Source organism: Nocardia terpenica (assembly GCF_013186535.1).
Lineage (GTDB): Bacteria > Actinomycetota > Actinomycetes > Mycobacteriales > Mycobacteriaceae > Nocardia > Nocardia terpenica.
The window spans coordinates 1,679,416-1,705,304 of record NZ_JABMCZ010000001.1 but is presented as its reverse complement, the minus strand read 5'-3'; the positions used below and the strand labels follow the sequence as shown (position 1 = coordinate 1,705,304).

General features: G+C 67.8%; 29 protein-coding genes. 10 read left to right on the top strand and 19 right to left on the bottom strand.

What is annotated here, in order from left to right; all coding sequences use genetic code 11:
• Positions 1 to 3: 3 nt before the first annotated feature.
• Genes HPY32_RS07865 through HPY32_RS07835 form a run of 7 tightly spaced genes read right to left on the bottom strand, consistent with a single transcriptional unit; the run spans position 4 to position 4,368 of the window.
• Positions 4 to 1,173 (bottom strand): tyrosine-type recombinase/integrase, encoded by a 1,170-nt coding sequence (locus tag HPY32_RS07865; protein WP_231951604.1) that lies wholly within the window; start codon positions 1,171 to 1,173, stop codon positions 4 to 6.
• 53 nt (positions 1,174 to 1,226) lie between these two features.
• Positions 1,227 to 1,457, bottom strand: coding sequence for a helix-turn-helix transcriptional regulator (locus HPY32_RS07860; protein ID WP_216675889.1), 231 nt, complete (start codon positions 1,455 to 1,457; stop codon positions 1,227 to 1,229).
• A gap of 8 nt (positions 1,458 to 1,465) precedes the next feature.
• Positions 1,466 to 3,139, bottom strand: coding sequence for a replication initiator (locus HPY32_RS07855; RefSeq protein ID WP_067586775.1), 1,674 nt, complete (start codon positions 3,137 to 3,139; stop codon positions 1,466 to 1,468).
• Positions 3,136 to 3,525 (bottom strand): hypothetical protein, encoded by a 390-nt coding sequence (locus tag HPY32_RS07850; RefSeq protein WP_067586773.1) that lies wholly within the window; start codon positions 3,523 to 3,525, stop codon positions 3,136 to 3,138. The genes HPY32_RS07855 and HPY32_RS07850 overlap by 4 nt, the downstream gene beginning before the upstream one ends.
• Complete coding sequence (locus HPY32_RS07845; protein WP_067586770.1) at positions 3,522 to 3,833, bottom strand: hypothetical protein; 312 nt, start codon at positions 3,831 to 3,833, stop codon at positions 3,522 to 3,524. The genes HPY32_RS07850 and HPY32_RS07845 overlap by 4 nt, the downstream gene beginning before the upstream one ends.
• The gene (locus HPY32_RS07840) at positions 3,830 to 4,108 is read right to left on the bottom strand and encodes a hypothetical protein (protein WP_156674384.1); all 279 of its coding nucleotides are present in this window, start codon (positions 4,106 to 4,108) and stop codon (positions 3,830 to 3,832) included. Before HPY32_RS07840 ends, HPY32_RS07845 begins: the two co-directional genes overlap by 4 nt.
• A 2-nt stretch (positions 4,109 to 4,110) precedes the next feature.
• Positions 4,111 to 4,368 (bottom strand): hypothetical protein, encoded by a 258-nt coding sequence (locus tag HPY32_RS07835; RefSeq protein WP_067586764.1) that lies wholly within the window; start codon positions 4,366 to 4,368, stop codon positions 4,111 to 4,113.
• On the opposite strand from HPY32_RS07835, the gene HPY32_RS46505 reads away from it, so the two are divergent.
• Both HPY32_RS46505 and HPY32_RS07825 read left to right on the top strand, forming a co-directional pair.
• A complete protein-coding gene (locus HPY32_RS46505) occupies positions 4,367 to 5,305 on the top strand; it encodes a GntR family transcriptional regulator (protein ID WP_082871266.1) in 939 nt (312 codons plus the stop codon). The two genes, HPY32_RS07835 and HPY32_RS46505, sit on opposite strands and share 2 nt — an antisense overlap.
• Entirely contained in the window at positions 5,187 to 5,780 is a 594-nt protein-coding gene (locus HPY32_RS07825; protein ID WP_082871265.1) for an HIT family protein, read from the top strand. The genes HPY32_RS46505 and HPY32_RS07825 overlap by 119 nt, the downstream gene beginning before the upstream one ends.
• Before the next feature lie 845 nt (positions 5,781 to 6,625).
• On the opposite strand, the gene HPY32_RS07820 is transcribed toward HPY32_RS07825, so the two are convergent.
• A complete protein-coding gene (locus HPY32_RS07820) occupies positions 6,626 to 7,609 on the bottom strand; it encodes a phospholipase D-like domain-containing protein (RefSeq protein WP_067591924.1) in 984 nt (327 codons plus the stop codon).
• A gap of 394 nt (positions 7,610 to 8,003) precedes the next feature.
• Between HPY32_RS07820 and HPY32_RS07815 the strand changes: the two genes are divergently transcribed.
• Positions 8,004 to 8,885, top strand: a complete 882-nt coding sequence (locus tag HPY32_RS07815; protein ID WP_067591927.1) for a tyrosine-protein phosphatase — start codon at positions 8,004 to 8,006, stop codon at positions 8,883 to 8,885.
• 16 nt (positions 8,886 to 8,901) lie between these two features.
• Here the strand turns inward: HPY32_RS07815 and HPY32_RS07810 are convergent, their stop codons facing one another.
• The 4 genes from HPY32_RS07810 to HPY32_RS07800 form a co-directional block, all read right to left on the bottom strand.
• Positions 8,902 to 9,075 carry a hypothetical protein gene (locus HPY32_RS07810; RefSeq protein WP_156674607.1) on the bottom strand — a complete coding sequence of 58 codons (174 nt, stop codon included), beginning with the start codon at positions 9,073 to 9,075 and terminating at the stop codon, positions 8,902 to 8,904.
• 122 nt (positions 9,076 to 9,197) lie between these two features.
• The gene (locus HPY32_RS07805) at positions 9,198 to 9,635 is read right to left on the bottom strand and encodes a TY-Chap domain-containing protein (protein ID WP_156674608.1); all 438 of its coding nucleotides are present in this window, start codon (positions 9,633 to 9,635) and stop codon (positions 9,198 to 9,200) included.
• 141 nt (positions 9,636 to 9,776) lie between these two features.
• Entirely contained in the window at positions 9,777 to 9,851 is a 75-nt protein-coding gene (locus HPY32_RS46500) for a 50S ribosomal protein bL37 (RefSeq protein WP_373686622.1), read from the bottom strand.
• A 41-nt stretch (positions 9,852 to 9,892) separates the two neighbouring features.
• On the bottom strand, positions 9,893 to 10,708 hold the full coding sequence (locus HPY32_RS07800) for an SDR family NAD(P)-dependent oxidoreductase (protein WP_067591934.1): 816 nt from the start codon (positions 10,706 to 10,708) through the stop codon (positions 9,893 to 9,895).
• Between the two features lie 514 nt (positions 10,709 to 11,222).
• On the opposite strand from HPY32_RS07800, the gene HPY32_RS07795 reads away from it, so the two are divergent.
• The 6 genes from HPY32_RS07795 (at position 11,223) to HPY32_RS07770 (ending at position 18,133) form a co-directional block, all read left to right on the top strand.
• Positions 11,223 to 12,122, top strand: a complete 900-nt coding sequence (locus HPY32_RS07795; RefSeq protein WP_067591938.1) for an oxygenase MpaB family protein — start codon at positions 11,223 to 11,225, stop codon at positions 12,120 to 12,122.
• Between the two features lie 69 nt (positions 12,123 to 12,191).
• Positions 12,192 to 13,838 (top strand): CocE/NonD family hydrolase, encoded by a 1,647-nt coding sequence (locus HPY32_RS07790; RefSeq protein WP_253949544.1) that lies wholly within the window; start codon positions 12,192 to 12,194, stop codon positions 13,836 to 13,838.
• Positions 13,835 to 15,181, top strand: a complete 1,347-nt coding sequence (locus HPY32_RS07785; protein ID WP_067591944.1) for a M20/M25/M40 family metallo-hydrolase — start codon at positions 13,835 to 13,837, stop codon at positions 15,179 to 15,181. Before HPY32_RS07790 ends, HPY32_RS07785 begins: the two co-directional genes overlap by 4 nt.
• A gap of 166 nt (positions 15,182 to 15,347) precedes the next feature.
• A complete protein-coding gene (locus HPY32_RS07780; protein WP_309247507.1) occupies positions 15,348 to 16,133 on the top strand; it encodes an alpha/beta hydrolase in 786 nt (261 codons plus the stop codon).
• A gap of 66 nt (positions 16,134 to 16,199) precedes the next feature.
• Positions 16,200 to 16,967, top strand: a complete 768-nt coding sequence (locus HPY32_RS07775; protein ID WP_067591947.1) for a DUF2334 domain-containing protein — start codon at positions 16,200 to 16,202, stop codon at positions 16,965 to 16,967.
• Positions 16,967 to 18,133 (top strand): glycosyltransferase, encoded by a 1,167-nt coding sequence (locus HPY32_RS07770; protein ID WP_067591950.1) that lies wholly within the window; start codon positions 16,967 to 16,969, stop codon positions 18,131 to 18,133. The genes HPY32_RS07775 and HPY32_RS07770 overlap by 1 nt, the downstream gene beginning before the upstream one ends.
• An 81-nt stretch (positions 18,134 to 18,214) precedes the next feature.
• Here the strand turns inward: HPY32_RS07770 and HPY32_RS07765 are convergent, their stop codons facing one another.
• The 4 genes from HPY32_RS07765 to HPY32_RS07750 form a co-directional block, all read right to left on the bottom strand.
• Entirely contained in the window at positions 18,215 to 19,129 is a 915-nt protein-coding gene (locus HPY32_RS07765; RefSeq protein WP_156674609.1) for a DMT family transporter, read from the bottom strand.
• Positions 19,130 to 19,221: 92 nt separating this feature from the next.
• Positions 19,222 to 19,668, bottom strand: coding sequence for a VOC family protein (locus HPY32_RS07760; protein WP_067591953.1), 447 nt, complete (start codon positions 19,666 to 19,668; stop codon positions 19,222 to 19,224).
• 23 nt (positions 19,669 to 19,691) lie between these two features.
• Positions 19,692 to 20,966 (bottom strand): MFS transporter, encoded by a 1,275-nt coding sequence (locus tag HPY32_RS07755; RefSeq protein ID WP_373686621.1) that lies wholly within the window; start codon positions 20,964 to 20,966, stop codon positions 19,692 to 19,694.
• A 49-nt stretch (positions 20,967 to 21,015) separates the two neighbouring features.
• The gene (locus HPY32_RS07750) at positions 21,016 to 21,423 is read right to left on the bottom strand and encodes a VOC family protein (protein ID WP_067591959.1); all 408 of its coding nucleotides are present in this window, start codon (positions 21,421 to 21,423) and stop codon (positions 21,016 to 21,018) included.
• A 323-nt stretch (positions 21,424 to 21,746) separates the two neighbouring features.
• On the opposite strand from HPY32_RS07750, the gene HPY32_RS07745 reads away from it, so the two are divergent.
• A complete protein-coding gene (locus HPY32_RS07745; RefSeq protein ID WP_067591962.1) occupies positions 21,747 to 22,553 on the top strand; it encodes an alpha/beta fold hydrolase in 807 nt (268 codons plus the stop codon).
• 2 nt (positions 22,554 to 22,555) lie between these two features.
• On the opposite strand, the gene HPY32_RS07740 is transcribed toward HPY32_RS07745, so the two are convergent.
• The 3 genes from HPY32_RS07740 to HPY32_RS07730 form a co-directional block, all read right to left on the bottom strand.
• A complete protein-coding gene (locus HPY32_RS07740; protein ID WP_067591964.1) occupies positions 22,556 to 23,845 on the bottom strand; it encodes an FAD-dependent oxidoreductase in 1,290 nt (429 codons plus the stop codon).
• Positions 23,846 to 23,863: 18 nt separating this feature from the next.
• Positions 23,864 to 24,343, bottom strand: coding sequence for a MarR family winged helix-turn-helix transcriptional regulator (locus HPY32_RS07735; protein ID WP_067591966.1), 480 nt, complete (start codon positions 24,341 to 24,343; stop codon positions 23,864 to 23,866).
• A gap of 95 nt (positions 24,344 to 24,438) precedes the next feature.
• Positions 24,439 to 25,812 (bottom strand): bifunctional lysylphosphatidylglycerol flippase/synthetase MprF, encoded by a 1,374-nt coding sequence (locus tag HPY32_RS07730; protein ID WP_067591969.1) that lies wholly within the window; start codon positions 25,810 to 25,812, stop codon positions 24,439 to 24,441.
• Positions 25,813 to 25,889 lie beyond the last annotated feature (77 nt).

The window sequence follows — 25,889 nt, the reverse complement described above, 5'->3', positions numbered from 1 at the left end:
GGCTTAGCCCTCTGACCTGCGGCGCACTGCCTTTACACGATCTTCCGTCCGCAGTTCGTCCGCAGTAGCGATCAGCGAGTCCATCCGTTCCGCGATCACTTCACCGATGGCGGTTCGGGTGGACTCGTCTGCGTCCGGCCACAAATGTCCGTAGGTGTCCAAGGTGGTCCGGGCCGATGCGTGACGTAGCCGGGCCTGCACGGTCTTCACGTCCGCCTTCTTGGAGATCAGCAGCGACGCGAAGTAGTGCCGCAGGTCATGGAAGCTGAATTCCTCTGGGAGACTGGCTAATTCGCCATTCTCACGAAGGTCCCGCAACGCCCGTTCGATCTGCCACGGTGGACACGGCCCCGCTTCCCCATTGGTGATCATGTTCTCGTGTGGCCAGCGCTGTTTCGATGCCGACAGCAGCAGCGTCAGCTCACGCGGGATCGGGATCGGTGTTTCGCTGGTCTCCGATTTCAGCGGCTCGTTCGGCCACTGCTGTTTCGGATGAATCACGCCGCGCATGAAGTCGATGTCATCCACTCGCAGTGCTGCCACTTCCGCGACTCGCAGGCCCGCGAACGCTCCGAGCAGTACCGCCGCCTGCATGTGTTTCGGGAACGCAGCATGCAATTGGCAAACTTGCTCAGTGGTTGCGATGTAGGGTTTCTGTTTACCCATCGGCGGAGATGTCTTGCGCGAGCACGGATTTCGCGCGATCAGTCCCTCATGCCACGCATCGGTCATGATCTGCGACAGCCGAGCGTGCAGGGCGTAGACGTAGCTCGGCTTCAGCCCTTCCTTTTTCAGCTTGGCAACCCACGCCTTCACCGAGGACGGCCGCACCGCCGAGAGCTGCACTTTGCCGAATTCCGAGGTAATCCGTTTGATGTGTGTCTTGGCCTCGCGCACGGTGCCTTTGCGATGAATCTCGTAGCCCAGAATCCACTGATCACACCATTGCTGCACTGTGATCGCGGCATCACGCGGAGCCACATGCGTACCCTGCACCAGCGTCGACATCTGATTCGTGAGCCACTGCTCAGCATCAGTCTTTCGACGGAAGCCCTGGACGTGCTCATTGCCGAAATCATCGACGTAACGGGCACGCCACCGCTTCGCGCACCCGTAGTTCGCCGAAGGCACCTTCTCCTGTTTCCTGGTGCCGTCCGAATCGACCTTGGTCACGGTCTTATGCCAGCGATCTTCGACACCACCGCGCCGATTCCGGATCCCAGCCATCAGGCCACCATCCGGCGACGCTGTGCCTCCAGCTCCAGGCCCACGCGTTCCTGATCCGCCAGCCAAGCCAGCACGGCGGTTTTCTTCCACACGCGCCGACGAGCCGAGAGCTTGAAGCTGGGCGGCTTGGTCGGATCACCGACATACGCCCACCACCGCCAGGTTGCCGCCGGAATCCCGGTCAGTGCTTCCAACTGCGTCGCCCGCAGGTACGTCTCTTCCTCGATCATGATTCCCCCTATGCCGCATCCTGGTTTGCCGAATCACCTTGCGGCGTAGGTGGTTCGAACAATCTGGCCTTGTCGTACTCGTAGCGCCACGCCAGCCTGGTCGTGACATCGTTCATGATCAGGTGTTCCCGGGGCGGCTTGTTCGGGTCACCCGGATCCGACGGCCGCACCACCCACCGATCCCGATCGTCAGGGCGGGAAATGCCTGCCTCCCTGAGCATCTCGCGCACAAAATCCACCCGATCGGCCTGATGGTCCGCCAGCGTCTTCCCGGTCCACCTGCGCGACACCAGGACCCGACGGCCCCGCATTCCCAAGGTCTCGCGACGATGGGCCTTGCCCTTGCAGCGGCCCGGAACCATCTTCTCGGTGGCGCCCTTCGGAACAATGCCGTAACGCAGCCACACGCCGCACTTGGGCGAGCACGGCGTCTTGCACAGCTCCTCGTGCAAGCGGTCGTAATGCCGCGCCAGCCGGGCGGTATCGGCTTCCACGATCTCGCCGATGGACTTGGTCAGGTACTTGGTCAGGTAGCCAACCTTCTGCCCCGCCTCCTCGGTACCGCCGAGCACGCCCTGAGCATCGACCTGACTACCGAGCCGGACCACGTGCGCAGGCTCGTACTCGTCCACGCTGTCGATCAGCTCCATCACCTCGTCCCAGCCCGGCAACGGATGCCCGGTATCGGAATCGACGAAGGTCTTGGCGTGGTAATCCCAGGTCGGCATGTGCCCGTCGCTGTATTCCTCGTGGTCGAAGTTGGGCCACCACACCTGGTGATAGGTGCCTGCCACCACTTGCCGAATCAATTCCTTCTCCGCGGTGCCCCGGGCCGCGACATGCCAATGAGGGGCACCGCGTTTCTGGGGTTCCACGGTGGCGAAGTACTGCACGTCGTAGCCGACCGCACGCCGGTAGTTCTGCATGAACCGATCGAAAAGTGCCGGCGCATGGACGATGTCACGGGCCGCCCGCCGGTAGTCGTAGGTCTCTGGGTTGATCGGCGCACCTGCGTCCGGATGACCATGGGCGTAGACCTTGCCGTAGCTGGGCAGGGTCAACGTCATGAACATCGAGGGCCTGTATTTGCCCGCGAACTGGCGGCCGATGGTCGAGCGAGCGACCTTCTTACGCGGCAGGTCGGCGGCATCCTGGCGACGCTTGGTACTGCGCTGGCGCTTGGTCGTAGGTTGCGGATCCAATCCCGGGAGACGGCCCCGGACCCCGGTCGAGCGGAGCTCTGCATCAAGGTCGTGCACCACCTCCCGAATACCGTCCATGGCCTCACTGTCGCCAGCGTCTTTCGCCTGGTCGTAATCGACCTGCATCTGAGCACGCGCCGCGAACAGCTCTATCTGCCGCTCGGTCGGTTCGGGTTTCGGATTCACGGGTTCCTCCTCAATGTGCCAGCCCTCACGGCATTGCTGCTGCCGCAAACGCAAGGCCCGGGCGGCGCATCCCGGGCACTGGCACTCCTGGGTTGATTTACACGGTGCGCCAACATATTTCGAGTCCCCCGTCGACGGGTCGTAGGCGTACATCACCAACGGGCGACGGCACGTGCCGTACTTGTCCGCCAGCGCCTCAGCGATCCCGGCAAGGTTCGGTTGCGATCGCCGATCCGCCGCCGTCTCCCGCTTCGCCCTGGTCTCGTCCAGGTCCACCACGTTCGTCTCGGTCATGCCGCCGCCTTCCCGGCACGCACGGTGAAGCCCTCACGGACCACGGGCACGCCGTAGGTGATGTGGTTGTAGGACGACCAGTGCCCCTCGTCGATCTGGTGCAGCCCGGTACCGGGCAGGTTGCGGCGGCGCTCGATCTCCGGTGCCACCAGCGCCAGCCCGAACGCGCACGTGCAGCCCTTGGACTCCGACCGGAAGCCTTCCCCCGTGCCGTGACAATGCCCGCACACCGCCCATTCGGAAATCTCGTGCAGGGCAATGCAATTCGCGTCAGCACAGTCGATAGCGCCGCAATAGACGCAGCGGCCCGCGAACGTCAGCCGGGGCGGGCGGACCACGTCGGCATCCTGCCGGGAGGGCAGGGCGATCACGGTGCCGGAATTCATGCCATCACCTCGAAGAGAGTCATCTGACCCCGGCACTCGCAGCGGCGCGCACGAGGCTTCCGCTTGGGCAGCGGGGCGAACAATTGATCAGCGGTGTAGCCCGGAAACATCGACTCCAGGACCCGGCACCGTTCCGCATGCGGAACATGAATGCCGCCGGACTTCCAACGACGCAACGTCCGCTCCCCCGGAGCCGTCAGCGACGCATCCACCGTCGCCGCAGCCTTGTCCCACTCCCGCCGGAACGACTGGTAGGACTGCCAATGCCGTTGCCCGAGAAACCATTTCAGGACCGTCCCGGAGTTCATGCCGCGACCTCCAGGACATCCAGGTCCACCACCGGACGAGAACCGCGGAGCGCCATCAGGGCCGCATCCACGACGTAGGCAGGCGGTCGAACGGCCGTCTCCCACACGTGCACCGCATGCCACGACACGGGCACCGCCGGATACTCCACCGGGCCGATGACGTCGTTGAGGCATTCAGCGAAAGCCTTGCGGCCCAAACCCATCGATTGCCGGACACTGAGCAGCAGTTCCCGATCCGGAGCCATCCAGCCCGCAGGCGCGAGTACCTCAGCCATGATCACCGCACCACCGACAGGCAGGGAGCATCGATCTCGACCACGCCGTACATGCAGTTCGTGCACCGAGTCGCGGTAGCCGGATCACTCCACTCGGTGCCATCACACACCGGGCACACCGCCCACGCCGACCGCTCGTGCGACTGGATGCACCGCACCTTGGAGCAACCGCGCTCCAGGCACCACATGCACCAACCCGCCGCATTGAGCCGAGCCGGACGGACCACGTCGCCCATCCCCTGAAGCTGAAGCGCCTGCATGATGACCTCCCGATCTCAACTTCCCTGGGGCGACCTCCCTAGGGTCATCTCTAACAATGACCCTCCCTGGGGAGGTTGTCAAGAGACTGGCGGAATCTTCCCTGAGGAGACTTCTCTAGGGTGGCTGCACTACCCTGGTAGACAGGAGGTGGATGCATTGACGACGGATAAGCAACCGCTCAGTAGGCGGATCGCAGCGGACCTGCGGAACTCCATCCTGTCGGGGGAGCGCCAACCAGGATCGTTGCTGCCGTCTGAGCGGGAGCTCGTCGAGCACTACCGGACTTCGAAGAGCACCGCGAACAAGGCAATCGACCTTCTTCGTTCCGAAGGTCTTCTCGAAAGCCAGTTCGGGCGTGGAACTTTCGTTCGTAAACGACCAGCAATACGCCGTGTCTCGGCCGCCCGCCGACATGCCGAGCACCGCCAGTCCGGAAAGCCGATTTTCGATACCATGGCGATCGAACAAGGCCAGGTTCCATCTCGGCGAATGCTCCATATCGGACGCATCGAGATACCGGCCGAAGCTGCACAATGGCTCCAAATCTCACCTGGAGACGAAGTTGTAATTCGGAAACGTCTCCAGTTGCTGGATGATCAACCAGCCGTATTGTCAACAAGCTACTATCCGCTCTGGGTCGCAGCGGGAACACGACTTGAGTCTCCGGAGCCTCTCCCGGAAGGTCCGGATGAACTTATCGAGTCGCTAGGTCATGACTTCTACCGCGGCGTGGAAGTATTTCAGGCACGAATGCCCACACCCGAAGAAGCTGATCTCTTACAGCTTCCAGCGGGCGTTCCAGTCGTTCACATGTGGGATGTGGACTACAATTCTCAAGGTCGAACACTTCAAGCGGCGCATGACATATACGCAGGTGATCGACATGAATTTGCCTACGAGTGGTCTGAAGGTGATATCCGACATGAGCAACCTTAGTTGGCCATCCAATTGGGATGACCTGACCAGCGGAATCGGCTGCGAAATGTGTAATTCGAGCCGCCCCGATAATGATCGCCATGGTATTCGGATATTCCGCTCCGAACACGTAGACGCCATTCTCCAGCGTGCCAATGTGCAGCGAGGTTACACCCTGGTCATCTGGCGCGGTCGACACGTCAACGAACCATTCGAGCTCTCCGAATCGGAAGCTTTGGAGTATTGGCACGCCGTTATGACCGTTGGAGCAGCCCTGACGGACTACTACCAGCCGCTGAAGATGAACTACGAGACGCTCGGAAACAGCCTCCCTCATCTACACACTCATATGCTTCCGCGATATGTCGAAGACCCAGCACCAGGCCGACCCTTTCCACTTTTGCCGCTGGATGGTTCCGAGCCTGCCATCTCGGGCGAAGAGCTCGAGCAGGACGGCAAGGCATTGTCGACAGCCTTGGGTCACTCTCGCCACTAACCCCCGTCCAGTCATACCAACGGCTGAGATTCTCCGTTCGCCTAACCTTCGGGCGGAAGTCCCAGCCGTTCCCGACTCTCGTACTCAACGCCCTTCGCGTGCAAGCTCTTTGCCGAATTTAGCTATATAGAGTCAAGGCGGCGCGCTGCGCGCGCCGCGCCACGCAACCGGCCGCACTGCGGCAAGGGCCTCCGCTTCGCTCCGGCCCACCGGAGCGTCGGGCGCGTCGCGGCCCGCGCATCGCACCGGAGCTCCTGATAGCCGATCTGGCATTCGACCTCACACACCAAGTGCTCGACTCCGACGACATTCCCGGCTGGGATTCGGCCGGGGCGGTTTCGGTCCGTCGATCCATCCGTTTTCCTGCTGGCAGTGGTCCGGTCGGGAGTTCCCCCACCTTCCTCATGGCCCGATTGTCTCGCTCCAGCCGGACGCATCAAGGACCACCTTCGGTGTCCGCTACGCGGTGCCTACGGCATCCTTGACCCATCCGTCTTCCGCTGAGGGATGGCCAGTATGAGGAAGGCGGGGGAGAGTAGTCAGGAGGGTCGGATAGACAACCTATCCTCCGGGCACCAGGCCCAGTTTCGTCCGCAGTTCGTCCGCAGCGCCTCTTACTTGGACCACCGTCCACCAACGCCGCCAATCATCGAACATGCAGGTAGACGCCCTGAGCCATCACAATCCATCAATCGCAAAAGCCCAGGACGTAATTCGAGCTGTACTACGACGTGTAAGCCGAAGTAGGGCCCCAGCCGAATTCGGCTGGGGCCCAGGGGTTTCGGCTCACCGTCCCGGCACGCGCCTCACCTCATGTTCCCGGCATGCTTTTGGCCGGGATCGTCTCAGTAAGGCGTCCCATTGGTGAAGTCGGTGTCGATGGTCTGCTCGACCCCGCTCACGACACCCGAATCCCCAATGATCAATCCCAGCTCGCGGTTCTTGTTCAGCGAGTTGTCCGAGAAGTTCTCCGACCCCACGAACACCTTCGCCGACGAGGTGCCGTTGTCGGCGACGATGGCCTTGGCGTGGACGTATAGGCCACCGCTCGCGGAGTAGGTGACGATCTGTCCGCCCGCGGATTTCACCTCGTCGAACTGGCTGCCGTACGAGCTCGGGTTCATGCCGACCACGCGCACCGCCACTCCGCGCTGCGCGGCGGCGGCCAGGGCGTCCACCAGTGCGGCGTCACCGAATTCGAGTTCCTCCACGTCCAGGCTGCGCTGGGCCCCGTTGATCAGGCCGAGCAGCCGGTCCTGCGCGTCGGTCGGCGACCACACCAGGTCGTCGCCGTCGGTGGGCGAGATCGAGTTCTGCGCGAAGTCGGCGGCGAAGACGTGCTCGATGGCGCCCACATCGGCCGAATCGGAGTCGTAGACGCCGTAATCGCGGTCGTTGGCGTAGTAGTGATCGTCCAGATTCCCGGACATGATCAGTGATTTCTCGCCGTCCACCGTGAGCGTCTTCTGATGGGTGAACACGAAATCCGAGGAGGACCAGGTCACCCCGGCCCCCGCATTCGACAGCGCGGTGTAGGCCGCGTCGTTCACCGATTGCCTGGTGCGGTCCAGAATCACGCGGACCGCGACGCCCGCCTGCTGCTTGGCCACCAGGTCGTCGACCGCGGTGCTGTCGCGGAGCTCGTACATGGTCATATCGATCGACCGCCCCGCCGAATTGATGAAATCGTAGACGGTGGAACGGTCCTGATCGGGAAATACGACCAGCGAGAACGCCGTCGCCGCGTGCGCGGGCAGGGCCGCGGTGACCAGGGTGGCGGCGGCCGCCGCGACGGCGAGGGCGCAGCGTCGAATAACGGTGTGGCGCATGGTTGAACCTCCGAGCTCGACAGTTCGCCCCGGCCGGCCGCCGGGGCCCGGACCGCCAGCACACCGCCCGGACCTGGCCATCGCGCTAACCGAAGGTGTCGCCCGGGGGTCGTCTCGGCGACAGACCCCACTCGAATCTCGTCGGCCACAGGGGAATCGCTGGAGCACCGGTCGAATCCCGCTGGGCGCTCCGCACATTCAAGCTACAACCGGCATTGTGTGTTCACATCCGCGTATATCTTGAACATTGAAACATCCACCGGGACAGCGGATTCGCCGTGCACAAACCCGAATCCCGGTGGCCGCGCGAACCATCCCGGTCAGCGAGTCGGAAGCCGCGAGATGAGCCGGAAAGTCGCCGCGCACCTCGCCCACGGACTTACCCTCGCCGAGCATGAAGTTTATTCTTATTTCCCTGATCGCTGCCGCCCTGACGGCCTCCGTGCCGACGGCGACCTCGGCCTCGGCCGCCCCCGACGCGAATGCGCCCGCCGTCACCCGGATCGAGTTGCAGGGCGCGGTGAATGTGCGCGATATCGGCGGCTATCGCACCTACGACGGCGCACAGGTCCGGTCCGGCAAGGTCGTTCGCGCGGATGCGCTGAACAATCTCACGCCCGGCGACGTGCGGACATTGGCCGGGCTGAATCTGCAAACGGTGGTCGACCTGCGCACCCGGGCCGAGATTCAGGCCATGGGGGCGGATAAATTGCCGCCCGGGGTGCCGCTGGTGGCGCGGCCGATCGATGACACCGGACTGTATCTCCAGATGATGCAGGTGATTCGGTCGGCGGACCCGCAGCGGCAACAGCAGGTATTGGGCGACGGTGGGGCCGAGCGGATCATGGCGAATGTGTACCGCAGTTTCCTGTCCGACGATTCGCGGGCGAAATTCGGTGCGACCATTCGCGATCTCGCGAACACGGACGGGCCCACCCTGTACCACTGCACCGCGGGCAAGGATCGCACCGGCTGGCTGACCTATGTCACGCTGCGCGCGGTCGGCGTGCCGGAACAGACCGCGCGCCAGGACTATCTGCTGTCCAATCGGTACCGCGCGGCCGCCGACGCGCAACTGCGCGATCAGGTGAAGCGAGCCGGTCTGATGCAGGACCCGGATCTGCTCATTCCGCTCCAGGAGGTACGCGAAACCTATCTGGACACGGCGCTGCAACAGGTGCAGCAGACCTACGGTGAATTCGGGAAATTCCTTACCCAGGGCCTGGGCCTGGATCCGGGAACGATCCTGAAACTACGACGGAATCTGGTCGGCTGACGGACCGACGACGCCGCTAGAAATCCGGGTGACAGCCGAGCGACGCGCAGTACACCGCGGCCGGACGGCGGCCCGCCGCCAGATTCGCGCGCTCCTGGGGGGTGAGCGTGTGACGGACCAACGAGCGGCGGGCATAGTCACGCAGGGTGGGCAGGAAGGCGCGGTGCTCGGCGCGGCGGAAATATCTCATCACACTCCCCTCTCGATTTCGGCAGGAAGATCCATTCTTCCACCGATCGACCGCGGCGAGCGTCAATATTTCGTGAAATCCGTTGGGCGAAAGGGCTTCTTACGGAATCGATTCGGCGACGATCAGATCACGCGCCGCCGCGCCATCGTGCCGAGCACGCTCAGATCGAGATCACCGGACGCCTGGGTCCACCCCATGGCCCGTAACTCCGACGGCGACCCGACGCCGAGCGCGTCGCGCAGCCCGACGGCGACCGCGCGGGCCAGCTCGAGCATGCCGCGCCGGGTGATCGGCCAGAACAGCGTGCGATGCCAGTTCTCGATCTCGTGCGCCATGACCGGGGCGGTCCATCCGTGTCGGCGCAGCAGTTGCTCGGCGGCCGCGCCCATGGGCTCGGACAGATAGTGATTCCCGGTCAATTCGACGGTCAGCCGGATGTCGTACTGCAAGAATTGCACGTAGCGGTTACCGGGCGCGGCGATGATCAAGGTGACTCGCGAGGGCAATTCCGACAGGCAGCGGGCGAGCATCACTTCGAATTCATCCCATTCCGCGGTCACCGAATCGCCCATCCGTCCCCCGAAGCCCTCATATCGACGGGGCCGATCATACGCCGTCGAACGGGCGTGACAGCCGGATTATCCTGCCCGGTGGACATTTCCGGCGTCCCACCCGTAGGCGGGACGCCGGGGCGCGCGAGGCTAGGCGCCGGGCCGCTTGCCGTGATTCGCCTTCTTCCTGCGCCGGGCCCGCTTCTTGTCGGCACGCTTGGACATGACGATCTTCTCCTTATCGTGGATCTGTGATTCGGTGTGGTTCAGTGGATTTCGGTGAGTCGGGCGCTGAGTTTGGCCAGCCGGGCGCGAATGCTCGCGTTCTCGACCAGCGCGCCGGGCGCGACCGATTCGAGTCGCACGTAGTACCCGCCGTCGGTCACCGGATGCGCGGGATCGCACAGCGTGGCGATTTCCGCGGCGACCTCGGCCGCGGGGCGGCCCACCTGGCCGTAGACCTTCAGCATGGCGGTCTTGACATTGCCCGGGTCGACGCTGACCGCGCCGAACGCGCCGTGCGCGGTCTCGGCGAGGGTGCGGGTGAACATCGCCAGCGCCAGCTTGGACTGCGCGTAGACCGGCAGCGGCAGGTAGTAGCCCTGCCTGCGGTCCAGGTCGTTCCACGCGATGCTGCCGCCGCGGTGCAGCGCCGAGGCGATGTTCACGACGCGGCCGTGCGCGGCGGTCAGCGCATCGGTGAGCGCGCGGGTGATCACATAGGGCGCAAGGTAATTCACCTGCAGCGTCACCTCGTGACCGTCCTCGGTGCGGGTGCGCCGCTCCGGTCCGGCGATGGCGGCATTGTTGACCAGCAGGTCCAGCGACCCCGCGGTGCGGGCCAGTTCGCCTGCGAGCGAGAACACCTCGCTCATCCGGGTGAAATCGGCGACCACCAGCCGCAGGCGCAGCGGCTCGGCCCCGTCCTTGGTCAGCTCCTCCAGCGCCCGCTCACCGGACTCCCGGTCGGGTGCGTGCAGGATGACGGTCGCGCCGTCGTCGACCAGGCGGCGGGCCAGCGCGAACCCCAGGCCGGTGCTGGCGCCGGTGACGAGCGCGGTACGGGAAACGAAATCGGGCATCGGCCCTCCATGGGAAAGGGGCAGGACCGTCCGGCCGCGCGCGTACACCCGCGGCGGCACCGTCCTGCGGATCAGTGGGAATGAACGGACGCCGAGCCCGAACCGCGCTCAGCGGAACGGAATTCGATCGGGCTCGACCGTCAGATACGCGGCGAGCCGCACGACGGCGGCTCGTCCTCACCGCCGAAACCGAAGCGCTCCAACGAAGTCGGCGCCGGTTCCGGGCAGCACGCCGACCCCTCGAGGACCCCGCGGGTCCCCAGCGATGCACGAATCATCGTGCGCGAGTCGGCCATGCCTCCATCAGACCCAACGGCGATATCCCCGGGCAAGCCCCGGCCCCCGTCTTGACGGAAAATTGTCAACCATCCCCCTCGACGCCGCCGGGCAGCATCCGTTAGAGCCACAACCGGCTCGGCCGCTCGAGGTCCGGGGAAGCCTTGTCACTCGCTCGATATAATGAGAAGATTAACGCATCAGCCTCTCATAACCTCGTGCGATCAAAGGAGATCCCATGACGTCCGCTCGGATCGCGAATATCGATCTGCCGCCGCGGCGGCCGTTCGGGCCCGGCCATCGGGTGTGGGAGGAACTCGGGTTGATCACCTTCTCCCTCACCGCGGGGTCCGCGTTTCTGCTGCAGACGATGGAGCCGACGATCGCCGCGGTGGTGGACGAGCATTCGACGTTCCGGACCGACCCGCTCGGGCGGGCGGCGCGCAGCATCGCCTCGGTGATGATGTGGATCTACGCCGGGGACGAGGCGCTGGCGGAGGCCGATCGGCTGCGGGCCATGCACGCTCGGCTGCAGACGGTCGACGAGCGCGGGGTGCGGCATGCCGCGCTGACGGCCGGGCCGTGGGCCTGGGTGCTGCACACCGGCATGTTCGCCTACACCGAGGGCAATCGGTACTTCACCCGTACCCCGCTCACCGAGGCGGACAAGGAGCAGTACTACGCGGAGATCGTGCAGCTCATGCGGAATTTCTCGGTGGCGTCCAAGGAGATTCCGCCGACCTACGCCGACTGGGAGCGGTACTTCGCCGACATCGTGGAGAACCGGCTGCGGCCCACCGCCGTGGCCTACGACTACCTGCGCGTGATCCGCACGATCGCGCCACCGGCCTTCCTGCCGCGCCCGCTCGCCCCGCTGTGGCGGGTCGCGGCGGCCCCGGTGGGCCGGTTGCAGTACTTCTTCACCGTCGGCACCACGCCGGAACCCGTGCGCCGCAAGCTCGGCCTGCGCTGGTCGGCCGCCGACGAAGTCACCCTGCGCGCGCTGGGCTGGACCATCGGCCGCGCCGTGCCGCTGCTGCCGGAGCGGCTGCGCTACTTCCCGATCGCCTACGAGGCCCGCCGCCTGGAACGCGACCGGGCGCGCTTGCGCAGGATGATCGACCTGCGGCCGGTGTGACACCGACCCCGGTTCCGGGGGCTGGACCCACGTCCAGGCAGACTCGATAGTCCTATGGTGCTTCGGACGATGATCACGCGTGCCCTCGGCGGGCTGCTGCTGGTGCTCGGGCTGCTGACCCCGGCCGCCGCCGTGGCCGCGCCCAGCGTGCCGTATCAGTATCGGCAAGAATTTCTCACCGCGCCGGACGGCACCCGGCTGCACGCCGACATCCTGCGCCCCGCAGGGCTTTCCGACGATGTGCGCACGCCGGTGGTGATGACCGTCAGCCCGTACCGCGCGCATCTGGCGTATCTGAGCAATCCGCGGCCGCTGGGCGGGCCGTCCACGGAGAACCTCCAGGTCGACATGTTCCTGCGGGCCGGGTACACCTATGTGATCGTCGATCTGCGCGGGTTCGGCGGCTCCAGCGGCTGCCCGGACTTCGGCGGGCCGGGCGAGCGCTCGGATGTGCGCACCGCGGTGGAATGGGCGGCCCGGCAACCGTGGTCGACCGGGCGGGTGGGGTTGTTCGGCACCTCCTACGAGGCGTGGACCGGGATCATGGGCCTGGCCGACAGGCCGCAGGGCCTGGCGGCGGTGGCGGCGTTCGAACCGGTCATCGATCCCTACTCCTATCTGTACATGCAGGGCATCTCGTGGAAATTCTCCGGAAAGCCGGTGACCGAGAACGGCATTCGGCCCTCGGATCTGGCCGGGTTCGAGCATCTGCTGATCTCGGCGACGCCCGCGCATCCGGCCGATCCGCCGGAGTATCAGGCCGACGCGGCGCGTAATCCGGCCGAGTGCGCGCCGCCGTATCTGTCCGGGATCATGAATCACGACGGGTCCACGCCGTTCTGGCGCGATCGCGATCTGGTGGATCGGGTGCGCGGCAACACCATTCCGCTGTTCCTGGGCCAGGGCTTCGTGGACTACAACACCCGCCCCTATCGGGTGTTCGACCTGTGGAATTCGCTCGGGCCCGGGGAGCATCGGGCGTGGTTCGGGCAGTGGGGGCACCGCACCTGCCATGACGCCTGCGGCACACCGCAATTCGATACCGAACTGCTGGCGTTCTTCGACCGGCACGTGGCGGGGCGCGATGTACAGGTGCCGGGGCCGCGGATCACGGTGGGGCAGTTCGACGGGCAGTGGCGGGGCGAGAACGCCTGGCCGCCCGCCGATTCCGTGCGGATCACCATGCCGCTGCGACCCGGCGCCTACACCGATCGCGGCCTGCTGCCGGGACCGGATCGTGAGTTCTGGTCCGTCTCGCAACCGCTGCCGCGCGATCAGCATCTGGCCGGAATCCCCACCGCGACACTGCATCTGGACGGGCCCGCCGCGGCGACGGTGGCCGTCGAGCTGTACGATATCGCGCCGGACGGGCGGGCCACCGTCATCACCCGGGGCATCGCCCCCGTCGCCGCCACCGCGCAGGTGCGCCTGCTGGCGCAGGACTGGCCGATCCCGGCCGGGCATCGGATCGGGGCGCGGGTCACCGACGTCGTCGACGATGTCTGGTCGCACGCCCCGGCCGCGGCGCGGGTGCGGGTGACCGACGGGTCGGTGCGGCTGCCGCTGCTGACCGAGGTGCGGCATCCGGACCGGCCGGGGGCGGTCACCGACAGCATTACCAAGTGGCGCGCCGAGAAGACCGTCGCCCTCGGCGCGGATGTGCTGAACAATGCCAGCGTGACAGTTCCGTTCCCCGACCGGCGCGACAGCCGATGACCGCCACCCACGCCGCGACCGGCGTCGACGACCCCACCGCCGAGCGGCTGGCCGCCGCGCTGCGCTGCGTCACCGTCTCGACCGACGAGGCCGCCGACGACGAGCGCGAATTCGACCGGCTCGCCGAGCATCTGGAGCGGTCCTTCCCGCTGGTGCACGCGCGGCTGGCGCTGGAGCGCTTCGGGCACAGCCGCCTGTATCGCTGGGAGGGCGCCGAACCGGGCCCGGCGGCGATCCTGCTGGCGCACCTGGACGTCGTGCCCGTCGACGACGAGCGCCGCTGGACGCATCCGCCCTTCGCGGGCGTGGTCGACGACGAATTCGTCTGGGGCCGCGGCGCGATCGACGACAAGAGCCGGGTGCTGGCGATCCTGGAGGCGGTCGAGGCGACGCTGGCGGCGGGAAAACGCCCGCGCCGCACCATCTTCCTGGCCTTCGGACACGACGAGGAGGTCTTCGGCACCGAGGGCGCCACCCGGATGGCCGCGCGGCTGCGGGAACTCGGGGTGCGCGCGGATCTGCTGCTCGACGAGGGCGGGGTGGTGACCACCGGGCTCGCGCACGGCATGCGCCAACCGATCGCGACCATCGCGCTCGGCGAGAAGGGCTGGGCCACCGTGCGATTGGCGGTCACCGATCCCGGCGGACACTCCTCCATGCCCGGCCGCCAGACCGCGGTCGGGCGCATCGCGCGGGCGGTGGCGCGCCTGCAGGACCATCCGATGCCGCTGCGCATGACGCCGCTGATCGCGGACATGCTCACCCGGCTGCGCCCCGCCATGCCCGAACCGCGCCGCACCGCGCTGGGCCTGCTGCCGCTGGCGGGGCCCGCGGTCGCCCGCATCATGGCCTCCCAGCCGCAGACCGAGGCCATGGTGCGCACCACCACCGCCCCCACCATCATCCACGGCGGAGTGAAGGCCAATGTCCTGCCCCAGCAGGCCGAGGCCATGGTGAATTTCCGCATCCTGCCCGGCGATTCGGTCCACGACGTCCTCGCCCACTGCCGCCGCGTGGTCCGCGACCCGGCCGTCACCATCGACCTGGTCGGCCTGTCCTCGGAGCCCTCCCAGATCACCACCCCCGGCCCCGCCTTCGACCTGATCGCCGACATCACCCACACCCTGCTCCCCGACACCCTCATCACCACCGGCATAGTCCCCGGCGCCACCGACTCCCGCCACTACACCGACCTGGCCACCACCCGCTGCAACTTCGCCCCCATCCTCCTCACCGAATCCGACCTGTCCCGAATCCACGGCACCGACGAACGCCTCTCCCGCACCAACTACGCCCGCCTCATAGCCTTCAACACCCACCTGCTGGACCACCTCACGACGTAGTCGATTCCGGCCAAGAGCGCGCCGGAACGACGGAACCGTCACACCGACCCTCGTCAATGCGGCGGCGGCGAGGATGGGCGCGGGAGAATGGCGCGGGTGGGGCTGGCCGGAACGGAGGCGTTATGGCTCGGAGTGCGAGCGGTGGGTTCGAGGGCGGGGTGGGAGGGTGTTCTGGCGGGCTTGGGTGCCGGAGGGGGAGGTGCGGGGAGTGGTGGCGCTCGTGCACGGGGTGGCGGAGCATTCGGGGCGGTATGAGCATGTGGGGAAGCGGCTGGCGGACAATGGGTTTGCCACCTATGCGCTCGATCACATCGGGCACGGGCGGTCGGGTGGGGTGCGGGGGAATATCGACTCGATCGACGGGGCGGCGGATAATGTGGCGACCGTGCTCGACCTGGCGTCCGGCGGGCATCCGGGCGTGCCGCGATTCGTCGTCGGGCACAGCATGGGCAGCCTGATCACCCTCCACCTGGCCACTCGCGGACCGCTGGACGTCGCGGGGATCGCGGTGTCGGCCCCGCCGCTGGTGATCGAGGCGGGCAACCCCGTCCAGCGCCTCCTGGCCCCCGCACTGAGCCGATGGACCCCGAACCTCGGTGTGCTGCAACTGGATTCCTCCGCGATCAGCCGAGACCCGGAGGTGGTCCGCGCCTACGACACCGACCCCCTCGTCTTCTGCGGCAAACTCCCGGCCCGCACCGCCACCGAAATCCTGCACACCGCCGACACCGTCCGCCACCGACTCGACCACCTCACGGTCCCCACCCTGGTCCTGCACGGCACCGCCGACGCCCTCGCCTCCCCCACCGGCACCGACCTCATAGCACGCCACGCCGCGACCAAGGACCTGACCATCAACCGCTACCCCGGCCTCTATCACGAGGTCTTCAACGAGCCGGAACAGGACGACGTCCTCACCGACCTGGTCGGCTGGCTCGACGCCCATCGGTAAGTCGTCCGCCCGGCAACACCCCCAAATGTTCAGCTTGCGGCAACCGGACGCTGCTAGCCTGCGCGCGTGCCCGCACGCCTGGTGGTGAGTGTTCATGATGTTGCACCGGCTACCGACGCCGAGACCGCACGCTGGTGTGGTGACGCCGACGCATTCGGTATCCCGGTGTCGCTGTTGGTGATTCCCGGCCCGTGGCGGGGAGCGAGTCTGGCGGAGATGCCCGATTACGGGATGTTCCTACGCGAGCGACGCGCGCACGGCGACGAGATCGTCCTGCACGGCTGGGAGCATCGCGCGCCCCGCGAAGGGGCGCTGTGGCGGCGCGCGGTGGCGCAGCTGGTGGCCCGGGGGGCCGCGGAGTTCGCGGCGCTCGATATCGCGGGCGCCGAGGCCCGGCTGCGCCGCGCGATCGCGATCATGGACGAGCTGGGCCTGGCCACCGGCGGCTTCACCCCACCGGGCTGGCTGGCCTCCCCGGCCGCCGAGCGGGTGCTGTGCCGGGCCGGATTCTCGCACACCACAGACCATTTCGGGCTGCGCGATCTGCGCACCGGCCGCCGCTGGCCCGGGTTCGCGCTGTCGCAGCGGCCGGGCGGGCGGGGCGAGCGCGCGGCCGCGTGGCTGATGCGCACCCTGGCCCGCCGCACCGCCGAGCGCGGCGGATTCGTCCGCATCGCCCTGCATCCCGACGATCTGCACCGGCCGGGGCTGCGCGACTCGGCGCTGCGCGCGATCGACGCCGCCCTCACCGCGGGCGCCCGCCCCATGACCTACGCGGAGGTGATCGGCGGCGCGGGTGTGCAGGCCGTGACCGACCGGGCGGTGGTCGGCTGATGCGGATCGTGCAGCTCGCCAACTTCTACACCCCGGCGTCGGGCGGACTGCGCACCTGTGTCGACGAGATCGGCCGCGGCTACCTCGCGGCCGGGCACGACCGCGTCCTGGTGGTGCCGGGGCTGACCGACGCCGACGAGCCGACCGCCGCCGGACGCCGAATCACGGTGCGCGGCCCGCGCTTCGGCTCGGCCGGGTATCACGTGCTGACCGCCCGCCGCACCCGCCCGCTGCTGGAACGGCTGCGACCGGACGTGATCGAATGCAGCGACAAGCTGAGCGTGCGGTGGCTGGCGCCGTGGGCGCGCCGGGCGGGGGTGCCGCTGGTGCTGTTCTCGCACGAGCGGATCGACGCCATCCTCCGCTCGCGGGTACCGCCCGGTTTCCCACTCAATACCGCCGCCGACGTGGCCAATCGACGGCTGGTCGCGCGCGCCCACCGCATCGTGGTCACCTCCGGATTCGCCCGCGACGAATTCGCCCGCATCGGCGCGCGCAATGTGCACCGCATTCCCCTGGGCGTCGACCTGGACACCTTCCGCCCGCTCGACACCGTGGCCGCTCCCCTGCGCCTGGTCGGCCGCGACGAACCCGCCCCCGAAACGGGCAGCGGCACCGCCGATTCCGCCGCCGCGCGACTGGTCATGGTGAGCCGCCTGTCCCGGGAGAAGCGACCGGGCCGCGCGATCGAGGCGCTGCGCCTGTTGCGCGACAACGGAATCCCCGCCGAGCTGACCATTGTCGGCGACGGACCACTGCGAGAACGCCTGCGGCAGTTCGCGGCCGGGCTACCGGTCACCTTCCTCGGCCACCTCGCGGACCGGAACACCGTGGCCACCACGATCGCCGCCGCCGATATCGCCGTATGTCCCTCCCCCGCCGAGACTTTCGGCCTCGCGGTGCTGGAGGCGCTGGCCTGCGGCACACCGGTGGTGGTCCCGCAGGACGGCGCCGCCCGCGAACTACTCGGCGGCCCCGGCTCGGGCCTCGACTGCGACGGCACCCCCGAGGGCTTGGCCGCCGCCGTCCGCGCCCTGCTGGCCATCCCCGCCCCCGAACGCCGCCGCGCCGCCCGCCGCGCCGCAGAACGTTTTCCGTGGTCGACCACGGTGGATGCGTTACTGAGCCTGTATACGGAGCACACCACGATCACCCGCTCCGCCTGAAAGCCGGTGCCCGATACCGAATTCAAGCCCATCGGAATGACGAGCGGTACTTCTGCCGACGCGCTCAGGAGAGCCCCGTCATTACGCAGAAGCATCGGCCTCGAGGCGATGGCCCGCGGCGTCCGGCGAGGCCAATCGCCTTTCGTCGTGCAGGGTGGGCGAATTCGCCAGTACGACAACACCTCCGATGATCAGCGCGGCCGCGAGGGCGAGCGCGAGGAGAGCGGGGCGGACCGTGGTGGCGAAGAGGGTGAGTCCGGCCGTGTAGCTGAGGACCGGGTCGGTGATGGTCATGGTGGTGAGGGCGGTGGGGAGGGAGCCGCGGGCGAAGGCCTCCTGGGTGAGGATCGCGCCGATGGTGGTGGACAGGGGGATGCCGAGCAGGGCCCAACTCGGGTGCGGCAGGGCGGATGTGGCGATGACGACCAGGACGGCGGTGGTGGCGACGCAGCAGCCGGAGGCCAGGGCGGTCAGGGCGGCGCGCAGCTGCGGCGAGCGAGTCAGCCGCGCCGCCACCACCAGCGCGATCACCGCGACGACCACCCCGCCACCGGCGAACGGCAGCGCCGCCGATCGCACCGGGCCGTGCGGCGCGCCCTGGGCGACCAGCAGCACCAGCCCGCCGCACACCGCGATCGTGCCGATCCAGTCCCGCCGCAGCAGCCGCTCCCGACGCCGCCGGGCCGCGAACGGCAGCGCGAACAGCAACTGCACCACCAGCAGCGCCTGCACCATCGACAGCGCCCCGAGCCGCAACGCCGCCGCATGACACAGAAACCCCGTCGCGCTGGCGCCCTGTCCGAGCAACCAGCGCCGATTCGTCACCAGCGTGCGCGCGATGCCCACCACGGCGAACCACCGCGCACCACCCGCCCCCTCGAGCGCGGCCCGCCGAGCACTGCCCTGCTGCAACGACGCGGCCAGCGCGAACAGCAGGGCGGACAGCAGCGCCAGCCCACCACTCGCCACCCCGGCCATATCCAGCACACCCGGCATAGGCCCTATCCTGGGCACCCCGGGTTAACCCCGGTTGTCCAACCGATGGCCGCTCCCCGCCGATCACCGCACCGACGACCGCAACGGCGCGACTACTGGACGCAGAATTCGTTGCCGTGCGGGTCGGCCATCGTGGTCCACGGACCGCCCAGGTCGCCGTCGTAGAGCCGCCGGGCCCCGAGTGCTTCCAGGCGGGCGATCTCGGATTCCCGTCGCTGCGGCCCCACTTCGACATCCAGGTGTAGGCGGTTCTTGACGGTTTTCGGCTCGGGCACGCGCTGGAACACGATTCGGTCGCCCTGCGCGATCCCCGTCGTCTCGTCCACGGGAGCGGCCGGTTCCCGGATGGCCGCGAAGTCCAGCCAGTACAGTCGATCGTCCTCGCGCACAACACGATCCGGCGTGATCTCGCCCGCGTCGAGCATTCGTTCCAGCAGTGGCCGGTGGTCCTCCACCACATATCCGAGCGCCTGCGCCCAGAACCGCGCCAGTTCGTTCGGATCGGGCGTATCGATGACGACCTGATAGCGAATACCCATCGGGATCCCTTCGACTTCGGTGATCAGATTCCGTTGCCGGAGAAGGTATCCCGCCGTGGCGGGCGCAGCGCGAGCGCCCCCAGTCCCGCGAGCACCAGGTAGATGCCGACCACCCACAGGCCCGCGCGCTGCGATCCGGTCAGGTCGCGCAGCCAGCCGGTCACGTAGGGTGCGGCGAATCCGCTGATATTGCCGAGGGAATTGATCAGCGCGATCCCGCCCGCCGCCGCGGCCCCGGACAGGAAGGTGCTCGGCAGCGCCCAGAAGGTGGGCAGGGCGGCCAGCACGCCGATCGCGCACACGGTCACCGCGATCATGGCCGCGAGCGGGTCGCCCAGATACAGCGCGATCGGAATGGCCAGCCCGCCCAGCACCGAGGGCAGCGCGACATGCCAGCGCCGCTCGCCCGTGCGGTCGCCGTGCCGCCCCCACCACACCATCGCGACCGCGCCGATCAGATACGGCACCGCGGTGATCGCTCCGCGCTGCACGATCGAGTAGTTCACCCCGTACTGCTGCTGGAATCCCGCGATGATGGTCGGCAGGAAGAAGCCGAGCGCATACAGCCCGTAGGCGATGCCGCCGTAGATCAGGGCCAGCCCGAGTATGCGCGGATGGGTCAGCGCCTTGCGCACCGTCCAGCGCTCGCCGCGCTCCCGCTCGGCCCGCTCGCGGTCGAGTTCGGCTGCCAGCCATGCCCGTTCGGCCGGTGCCAGCCACCGCGCCCGCTCGGGCCGGTCGGTGAGATACCACCAGGTGAGCGCGGCCAGCAGCAGCGCCGGAATGCCCTCGACCAGGAACATGAAACGCCAACCGCGCAAACCGAAGACGCCGTCGCCGTAGCGAATAACCAAGCTGGACAACGTCGATCCGACCGCCGTGGAGATCGGCACCGCCGTCATGAACAGCGCCACCACCCGCGCCCGGTGCGCCTGCGGGAACCAGTACGTCAGATACAGCAGGATGCCGGGGAAGAATCCGGCCTCGGCCACGCCGAGCGCGAACCGCAGCACGATCAGCATCGTCGGGTTGGGCACGAAGGCCATGGCCGTCGCGAGCACGCCCCAGGTGAGCATGATGCGCGCCAGCCAGCGCCGCGCCCCGAACCGGTGCAGCGCCAGATTGCTGGGCACCTCCAGCACCAGATAACCGAGAAAGAAGATGCCCGAGGCGAATCCGAAGACGGTCTCGCTGAGGCCGAGGTCGGTCTTCATTCCGCTGGGTCCGGCGAACCCGATGTTCACCCGATCCAGATAGTTCACGAAATAGAGCAGCCCGAGAAACGGCACCAGGCGCAGGCCGACCTTGCGCAGGGTGCTCCGGGAGACATCGACGGCGATTATCGGATCACTCGCTCGGATACACCGCGATCTCGACCAGGTTGCCGTCCAGGTCGCGGCAGTAGTGCGAGGTCATCTCGCCGAGCGCGCCCACCTTGGTGACCGGCCCGTTGATGATCTCCACCCCGCACGCGGTCAAATGGTCGCGCACCTGCTCGGGCGTCGCGGTCGTGATGAAGCACAGGTCCTCGGACCCGGCGGCCTCCACCGCCCCGGTCACCCAGTTCGGGTCGGAATCCAGCGCGCCCAGCGGCCGCAGATTCATCTTCTGCTGCCCGAAGGCCAGCGCCGTACGCCCGGCCGGGCCGAACGTCTCCACCCGCATCCCCAGCACCCGCTCATACCACGCCGCGGTAGCCGCCACATCCCGACAGTTGAGCACAATATGATCGAACCGCTCCACCGAAAACCCCATACCCGCACGCTACTGCACCGATCCCCCACCGGCCCAGGGGCTTTCGCGGTGATAAACGCCATTCCGGCAAGCGCGCCTTGATTCCGGCATGCTTTTGGCCGGAATCTCTGGAGGTCCCGGCCAAAAGCACGCCGGGACCACAAAGGGTAAGCTCGCCGGGACCACAAAGGGCAAGCTCGCCGGGACCACAAAGGGCAAGCTCGCCGGGACCACAAAGGGCAAGCTCGCCGGGACCACAAAGGGCAAGCTCGCCGGGACCACAAAGAGTGAGCGCGCCGGGAAATACATTGTGCGGGGCCGAGGTCCGGACTACATTCGGCCGAATGCCTGCCGAACTCGATGTGTTGTTGGATGGTCGTCGCTTCGGGTATGTGGACTTCGGGCCGCAGGCGGGGGTTCCGGTGCTCGCGTTGCACGGGCATTTCGGGCGGGGGCGGATGTTCGGGTTTCTGGGCGAGGCGCTGGCTCCGGAATATCGGGTGATCGCGCTCGATCAGCGCGGGCACGGCCGGACCGCGGCCGGGGGGCCGTTCGATCCGGACGACTACGTGGCCGATGCCGCCGCATTCCTGCGTCATCTCGGGCTCGGGCCGGTTGTGGTGTACGGGCATTCGATGGGCGGCATCGTGGCCTACCGGCTGGCCGCCCGGCATCCCGGGCTGGTCCGCGCGCTGGTGTTGGAGGACGCGGCCGCCGTGGTGGGCGGTCCCGAGGTCGGGCCGCCCGTCCTGGACGTGAGCGGCTGGCCGCGCCGGGCGGCGAGGCGCGAGGAACTGGCCGCGGTCGTCACCGGCTTCGGCGCACCGGTCGCCGACTACTTCCTCGACAACACCGAATTCGACGGCAACGGTTGGCGTTTCCCGTTCGACCCCGCCGATATGATGGCGTCCCAGCGGGATCTGATCGGCGACTGGTGGCCGGACTGGCTGGGCTCGGACTGCCCGGCCCTGCTGATCCACGGCGGTCTCAGCACCGTGCTGCCCACCGCGCTGGCCCGCGCCATGGCCGCCCGTCGCCCCGCGACCACCCTGGTCGAATTCCCCGCCTGCGGCCACTTCGTGCACTACGACGATCGTCCCGGATTACTCACCGCCACCAGGGATTTCCTTGCCACGCTGCCCCGCCCCTGAGCTCAGGAGGTCCCGAACTCCGCGAACACCCGCCGCTTGACCGCCGGAACCGCATTGACCGTGCGGAAGAACAGCTTCCCGGCCTCGCGCCCGAATCGACTGTCCGACACCGCCTGTTCGGCCGCGGCGAGCGAGGACCGCACGGCGGCGAAACCGTAGTCGATCATCTCCCGCTCGTAGTCGCCGATCGCCGCCACCAGCCCCTGCTCCCGCCGGTCGGCGGCAATCAGCCTGCGGCACAGCGATTGTGCGTCGCGCAGGGCCACGTTCGCGCCGATCCCCCGGAACGGCGTCATGCTGTGGATCGCGTCGCCGAGCAGCGTCACCGTCGTGGCCGACCACGGCTCGATCGGCACCGAGGTCCGGATCGGCAGCAGCGTGGTGGTCTCCGGATCGGACTCGCCGATCAGCCGCCGCAGCTCCGGCGCCCAGCCCGCGGTCAGCTCACCGACCAGCCGGTGCAGCCCGGCCGGATCGAACGATTCGAGATCGACGCCGTAGCGCTCGCGCCGCGCCGCATACGCCCAGAACACATACGGCTGCGTGTTGTCGAACAGCAGCCCCGGATACCGTTGCGCCGCACCGTCATTGCCGCCCACCCCACCGGGAAGCTCGGGTGGATCGAATTCGTGTGGGGCGACGAACATTCCACACCCGCTGGGCGGCAGCACGCTCAGCGGCGACGCCACCAGCCGCGGATCGAGCCGAGCCCGCGCCTCGTCGGTCAGCGCGTATTTCCCGGCGACGGCGACGATTCCGGTCTCGACCCGCCGCGCATGCGGCAGATACTGCGCCCGCACCCGGGAGCCGCCGCCGTCCGCGCCGACGAGCACATCGCCCACCACCGCATCGCCGTCGGCGAGGTGCGCCGCCACCGTCCCGTCGCCGCGCCGCTCGAAACCCACCACCATGCTGTCGAACCGGACGATATCGCCGAGCTCGGCCAGCAGAATCTGTCGCAGCGTGATCCTGCTGACGCCGTAGTGGCCCTGCTCCGCCATCCGGACCCGCGTCAGTTCGCGCATCTGCTCGGTGACGAATCCGAATCCGTTGCCGCCCTTGCCCGCCGCGGCGACGAAGGCCGAGAACAGTTCGGGCGCCAGCAGTTCCCGCAGCGCCCCGCTGCCCCGCGGATCGATGTGAATGCGAAAGCCCTGCAACCGATCGATGCGATGCCGATCGCGCTCGAGGACCGTGACGCGGACCCCGGCCCGACGCAGCCCGTTGGCCAGCGCCAGCCCGCCGATGCCGCCACCGGCGATCAGGACGTGCAGAGGTTCGTTGGTAGCCATGACAATGTCCTCCCCGAGTCAGCTCCGGCTCCACACGAAGCGGGCCGGGTGATGGACGCGTTCCTGCTGGTCGACGCCGCGTGTCAGCCATGCCTCGACCATCCGGTCCAGCAGACCGGTGAGGGCGACGACGTCCTCGGCGGACCAGTCGGCGATGACCGCGCCGAAGACCTCGTCCCCCACCCGCTGGAAATCGGCCAGCTCGGCGCGCCCGGCTGCGGTCGCCTCCACCAGCACCGCCCGCCGATCGGCCGGATCCGGTGTGGCCGTCACCAATCCGGAGTCGACCAGGATCCGCACGTGCCGGGTCACCGACGACGGCAGCGCGTCCAGCCGCACCGCGATCTCCCCCGCCCGCAGCGGCCCGTGCTCGGCGGCCAGGTTCAGCACCCCGACCCGCACCGGATCGTAGGTGCGCGCAATGCCCTGCCGCATGGCCTCCGCGAAGCGCTGCGTGGTCCGGGCCAGCGCCCGCATCTGCTCTTTATTTGCTTCCATGAAGCAATAGTATTACTTGCTTCGATGAAACAAAAGAGTTGAGGCGAAAAAATCCCGGCCGGGGCGAGGCCACCGGCCGGGACCAGTCCTGACTGCTAACTCTGCTTGCGGTGGGGCACGAACTCCAGCGTGAGCAGGGCCGCGGCGGTGAAGACGATCTCCCGCCAGCGGATGAGCACGTACCGCTGATCGCCGAAGGCATTGAACTTGCGCAGGAACCGGTACAGCGACTCCAGCCGGATCAGCGGATCGAGGGTGCGCGCGGCCATGTAGATGGCCTGCCGCGACCGCGACCGGTCCTTCTCCGCGAACAACTCCGGGAACGCCGCGAACGCCAGCGAGATGCGATGCACGCCGTGCTCGCGCCCGTAGCCGACCAGATCCACGATCATGCGCTCGTCCAGGCCGTTTGGCGCGTCCTTGCGCCGCCACGGCACGTCCAGGCTCAGCTCGCCGCCGTGATTGGCGGCGCCGTAGCGCTGAAAGCCGACGACCCCGCCGTCGGCGTCGCGCGCCAGCACGACCATCATGCCGGGGTTCCGGCCGTCGAGCAGGTGGTCCAGGATCATCGAGAAGCCGCGGGTCTGGCGGCCCGAGTGCCATTCGTCGACGATGCCGAGCAGCGTGTCGCGCAGCTGCGGGGTCAGCTCCCGCTCGGGCAGGATCTCGGTGGTCACCCCGAAATTGTGGGTGCGGCTGACCGCCTGGCGCAGGTTGCGGAACTTGCGGCCCACCATGTCGAAGGTGTCGACGTCGACCACCACGTCGCGCCCGATCGGAATCGCGTGCAGCCCATGGTGATCCGCGGCCCGGGTGCGCCACAGCTCGGTGACCTCCGGGCTGGCGCCCAGCACCGCGACCCGCCAGCCGTGATTGCGGGCGAATTCGGAGAACTCGCTGATCAAAAGCGGGAACTCGGTACTGTTGCCGATCGGGTCGCCCGCCACCACCGCGATGCCGAAGCGGGTCCGGTAGCCGATGGCCGCGCTCGAATTCGCGTTGAAGAAGTAGGTTTTCGACGAGTGCAGCGCGAACGGCGCGAGCGGGTCGCCCACCGTCTGGTCGACCAGCGCCGCCACCCGGAAGCGCTGCTCGGGCTGCGCGCGCGTGGACTGCGGCAGCATCAGGATGAATCCGGTCGAGGCCAGGCAGACGAAGCCGACCCCCGGATGCTCGCCGCGATAGGCGACATTGGATACACCCAGCACGATGACGGCGATCGTGAAATGCGGCAGTGTGATCGGCCGGCGCAGATGCAGCCCGCGCGCCACGAACAGCCCCGACAGCGAGACCGCCACGAACCAGCCGCGGTTCACCCCCTCCTGGGCGGCCCGATCGGCCGCGTACACCAGCACCACACCGACCAGCAGCAGGACCGCGATCAGCGGCACCCGCACCGCGCGGGTGGGCGACAGCGCGGCCTGGCGGTAGGTGCGGTGACCGGATACGGCCGAATTCAGCTCCGCCACGTCACAACCTCCCTCTTCACCATGGTGATCCTCCCGATGGTCGCGTGCCCACGGACACACTATTCGGAACGTGGGTT